We start from the raw sequence: 4,647 nt of genomic DNA on the forward strand, positions 1-4,647 counted from the left end.
GCTAAAAGCATCGCGGTAGCCTGAATAAAGCTATCTTCTTTCAGCCGATTAACGGTTTTTTAAAACGCCGCCGAAACTCTCTTACACCTTGACACGTCTAAGGATACGTGTCATCATAAACTGGTTTAAAATCCAAAAAAAAGCAGTGGAGGTTAAAAATGAAAGTGAGATCCCTACGTTCAAAAGGCGCATTTACTCTCATCGCACTGTTAGTTGTAATCGCCATTATAGTTATCTTAGCGGCGATACTTTTCCCGATTTTTGCAGCGGCCCGTGAAAAGGCTCGATCTACATCTTGTTTAAATAATATGAAGCAGCTTGGAGGCGCCTTCCATCAATACACCATTGATTGGAACGATCGCTATCCACTTGATGGCCAAGCTTTTAGCACTGCAGTTTACGCCGGATGGGTATGCGCTCAACAAGCAGCTGGCGCTGGTTGTTGGCCTGTGCCAGAAACTCCTGGACCTAAACTTGTTGGTGGAGTCGAAGTTAAGATTGCTAACCCTGCCCGTGGCACAATTTACCCCTATACAAAGAACTTAGGTATTTACAAATGCCCGTCCTATGGAAAGCTGGTAAACAACATCTATGGTCTTGGTCGTTATAATGGTGGACTAGCGTGGAGCACATATACTTACAATAACTTATATGTTCCAGGGGTCAATAACGTTCGTATTCCGATTTCGTTAGCTAAAATTACATACTCTGCTGATTCCATCGTTCTTTACGATCAGTCACCTGAAACCATTAACGATGGTGACTATGTAATCACCGGCGACGGACCAGGCGGCCAGCATAACGATGGCGCTAGTGCAATACTTGCAGACGGTCACGCTAAACGATATCGAATCGAAGAGCTTAGACCGGGCGGCGCTTTGTTCTGCTATGGTGTCCCCGATCGCAGACAACTCACTATTCCAGGAGCTGCAACGGTAGCTGCTTGTCAACAGTAAACCTATTCCAATAGTGGTTTTTTCTGCTCAGTTTCCTTTGTTCTGAGTAGAGTTTGTAGCATGATTCGAAGTCTTTATTGGCAACGAGTCAAAGCACTAAGCGAAAGTAATTGGCGCGCATCTGAAAAGATGCGCGCCGTTTTGTTTTTTAAAGCTTTGCTACTTCCTAATCACCGCGCTCGTCTGGGTAGACTTAAAGAGTGAAATTTTCAGAGATTATTGGCCATCAAGAAGCGATTGATCAACTGCGCCGCGCTCATAGCGCAGGGCGGATTTCTCATGCGCTTTTATTAGTTGGCCCCCCTTCAGTCGGCAAATCTTCGCTTGCTAATGCTTTGGCTTCAACGCTTCTTTGCGAAAAAGGTGATCAGCTAGGGGATCCCTGCGGCAAGTGCAGCTCGTGTCAGCGTATGGGGGCAAATGGACATCCTGATTTGACGGAGTTGGCTCCTGAGGGCGCGGGTGAGATCATCAGCATAAAAACCCTGAGAGAGCGCGTTTTCAGCACAGCTATCTACGCTCCTGCAATCGCTCCTAAAAAAGTCTTTCTTCTTAATCGAGCCGACCGTTTAGGCTCGGATGCTTCGCACAGCTTGCTTAAAATCCTCGAAGAGCCCCCGCCTTATGTTAATTTTATATTGACATCCGACTCGACTGAGATGATTTTGGGAACTATTCTTTCGAGATGTCGGATTATGCGAGTGGGGACCGTTTCACAAGTCGAGATCGCAAATGCGCTTCATTCTCGCTTTGGAATTGATCCTGAACGGGCAGCGCTTTTTGCTTCTTATGCGGATGGCGCTCCAGGGAAAGCAATCGCTTTAGCTCAAGACCCTGATCAGGCGGATTCGCTGGATGAGTTAGCGCAATTTTGTGAGGATTTAGGGGGGGCATCTGAAGCTCAAGCGTTGAGAATGGCTGAGCGGTTCAGAGAATTAGCTTCTCGTTCAAAGAAATCAGGCGAGGAAGACCGTTCGTCTCGCCTCGCCTTCGTTGTCGCTTTTGATATGCTTGCAGGATGGCTTCGCGATGCAATCGCTCTTTCAGTATCGAGCGATTGCGATATTCCGCTTCGTTACAGCAATCGCGAACCGGCTTTGCGTAAGCTGGCTGTTCGCATGGGTTCAAGTCATCTTCGATATGCCCTTGAATCGGTCTTCGAAATCCGCTCCGCCATCCTAGGTAATGCCAACGCTCAACTCGCCACAGAGTGGCTCTTTTCGAGCATTCTGTCTAAGTAATGATGAGTTTATTTTGATTCTGACATTTTGTGAATGAGGATCAAAGTTGCGCCGTCTTTAATCGATACTTGTACCAATTTTGAGGTTTTATCTTCTGTCAAGTTCCAGGATGCTTGTTGCTCGCCATTAGCGTTCATCTGGATTAGTTGGGCGTTCTTAGGCATCTTGGATTTATAAAACTCAACGACTTTGTCAAAGGAATCGGTTGTTGATAAGCTAATCATAATCATTTCACCCGTTTTGCCATCACCAGAACCGCTGATTTTAGTTGTCTTCTCAGGATTTTGGGCTGCGCCGGGGTAGAAAGGCACTCCGACTTCTTCTTCGGTGACGGTTGCGTTACCCTTAGCTGTAATAGTGCCTCCTTCAGGTGTTGTCACTGTTGTGGTTGTTTCTCCTCCTCCAGTTGTGGAAGTAACTGTCCCACCACCCGGTGTTTTTACTGTTGTCGCTTTCTTGGCGCAGCCAAACATCAATAAAACGGCTACTGCCATCACAAAAATCCCTAAATGTTTTACTCTCATTTCGTCCTCCGTATTTTATTCTTGAGAAATGGTGTCCCTCTCTTCCGCATGGTTGAGTAAGAACTTATCTATTTACCTATACCTGTTTCTGCATCGATTTATACTAATCCTCCTTAATCTTTCATCATAATGTGACCGTCGAATTGAGGCGTTCAGACATTGCGAATGGGGCTACTCCGTGCTATAATACGCTTAGTAGGGTTTTCAAGTTGGATTCAATCGCATATGTCCGTCCTGAGGCGACCATGCGGAGGACATTTAGTTGACGGATTCGGCGCAAGATCATATCGAGCGTGGTCTCGAATTAAAAAATAGTGGACAGTACGACCAGGCGCTGGAAGAGTTCCAGGCAGCCATGGACGATGATCCTGCGTGCGACGAGATTTATCATCAAATCGGTCTTGTCTATTATTTCACCGGCGAGTTCGAAGAAAATGTTGTTTGGCTTGAGAAAGCGGTCGTAATCAATCCAAGCAACTTGAAGGCGCGAATTGATTTAGCTTTGAGTTATATGTCGATATTTGGCGATAACGACAAGGCTCGAGAGCAATTGGAAGAGGTTTTGCGCCAAGACCCATCCCATGAAGAAGCAAATCGTCATATTGTATTCCTCTAAAAGAGTGTGAAAAACATTCCTAATGGCTCGAAACGTTCTTATGCGCTACTTCTAGCCGTTCTTCTTGCGGTTACGGCTTCTCTTTTGCTCTGGAGTCCCATATTCAAGGGTGAAGTGTTTGCTCCCGCAAAACTTCTTTATCATTTCGAGCCATGGAAGCAGTCCGCAGTTGTTGAGCCAATTCCCTGGAATCCTCTTTTATGGGATGGGATCGCGCAATTTTATGTTTGGCGTGATTTTGTATGGCAGACTGAACGCTCCGGTTATGTACCCCTATGGAACCCACATCAGTTTTGTGGCGCTCCGATGCTCGCCAACAGTCAATCAGCCCCACTTTATCCGCCGCATCTTTTGCTGGCGTATTTTTCAACTCCAATTGCTATTACATTGGCCGTGCTTTTCTATTTATGGTGGGCTGGATTTGGGGCTAGTTTGTTGTGCTGGCGGTTGGGGGGCGGGCTTTGGCCTTCGTTATTGGCGGGGATTGTGTTTCAGTTGAGCACTTTTTTTGTTTCCTGGCTGCAATTGCCATCAATCCCTGCTACCGCTTCCTGGTATCCATGGATTGTGCTGGCGACAATAGGGTTGTTCGAATCTCCAACATGGAAACGAATGGCAGCGTTAGGGGCATGTATTGGGCTTATGCTTTTGGCGGGACATTTGCAGTTTGCCTTCTATGGACTACTGCTTTTTGGACTTTTAAGCGCTTATTTGATGCTGGTATACCGCATGTCCGGCAAGTCCCTTCGTTGCTGTGGGCTTTTGATAATTGGGATTATTCTTGGGTTCTTATTGTCGCTGCCACAAGTACTTCCTGCATTGGAACTCAGCCGTCATAGCCACCGCCAGGTAGTTGCCAGTGAGGACGGATATTTCGCCTACAGCGCTTTAGCTATGCCGCTTGCGAATTTAGTCACCTATTTTGTCCCTGACTTTTTTGGTCACCCCATGGATGGCGATTATTGGGGGTGGACTAATTATGCCGAGAATGCGCTTTTCGTTGGGATAATCCCCTTATTACTTGCTCTCTATGGACTATTTCGTCGCGGAGGTAGCCGAGAAAAGTGGTTCTTCTTGACTTTAATTGGAATTGCTTTACTAATGGCGTTGGGGACGGCCATAAACCGTTTCTTCTATTTTCTTGTTCCTGGATTTAGCAGCACTGGATCACCGGCGCGGGTTTTAGTATTGGCAGCGTTCGCTTTAGCCATCTTGTCAGGATTGGGGCTTGAAAGGATGTTGCGGGACTCATCTGAAAAGTCACTTAAACCACTAATAACGTTGGCGGGCTGTATGGCAGTTCTTCTGAC

5 protein-coding genes are annotated in these 4,647 nt (G+C 46.6%); 4 read left to right on the plus strand and 1 reads right to left on the minus strand.

All coding sequences use genetic code 11. The annotated features are described in order from the left end of the window. The first annotated feature begins 158 nt into the window (after window positions 1-158). Window positions 159-956 carry a DUF1559 domain-containing protein gene (locus WCO51_09835; protein MEI6513558.1) on the plus strand — a complete coding sequence of 266 codons (798 nt, stop codon included), beginning with the start codon at window positions 159-161 and terminating at the stop codon, window positions 954-956. A 200-nt stretch (window positions 957-1,156) separates the two neighbouring features. Then, window positions 1,157-2,197 (plus strand): AAA family ATPase, encoded by a 1,041-nt coding sequence (locus WCO51_09840; protein MEI6513559.1) that lies wholly within the window; start codon window positions 1,157-1,159, stop codon window positions 2,195-2,197. 8 nt (window positions 2,198-2,205) lie between these two features. Here the strand turns inward: WCO51_09840 and WCO51_09845 are convergent, their stop codons facing one another. Next, a complete protein-coding gene (locus WCO51_09845) occupies window positions 2,206-2,721 on the minus strand; it encodes a hypothetical protein (protein MEI6513560.1) in 516 nt (171 codons plus the stop codon). 262 nt (window positions 2,722-2,983) lie between these two features. On the opposite strand from WCO51_09845, the gene WCO51_09850 reads away from it, so the two are divergent. Further along, window positions 2,984-3,337, plus strand: a complete 354-nt coding sequence (locus tag WCO51_09850; GenBank protein ID MEI6513561.1) for a tetratricopeptide repeat protein — start codon at window positions 2,984-2,986, stop codon at window positions 3,335-3,337. A gap of 6 nt (window positions 3,338-3,343) precedes the next feature. Continuing rightward, window positions 3,344-4,647: hypothetical protein (locus WCO51_09855; protein MEI6513562.1), on the plus strand; the 1,304-nt coding region annotated here is incomplete at its 3' end.

The sequence above is a fragment of the bacterium genome (genome assembly GCA_037131655.1).
Lineage (GTDB): Bacteria > Armatimonadota > Fimbriimonadia > Fimbriimonadales > JBAXQP01 > JBAXQP01.

What these genes read in the sequence shown, in the direction of transcription:
- WCO51_09835 (MEI6513558.1), top strand. Translation starts at nt 159, where the DNA reads ATGAAAGTGAGATCCCTACGTTCAAAAGGCGCATTTACTCTCATCGCA.
- WCO51_09845 (MEI6513560.1), bottom strand. Translation starts at nt 2,721, where the DNA reads ATGAGAGTAAAACATTTAGGGATTTTTGTGATGGCAGTAGCCGTTTTA.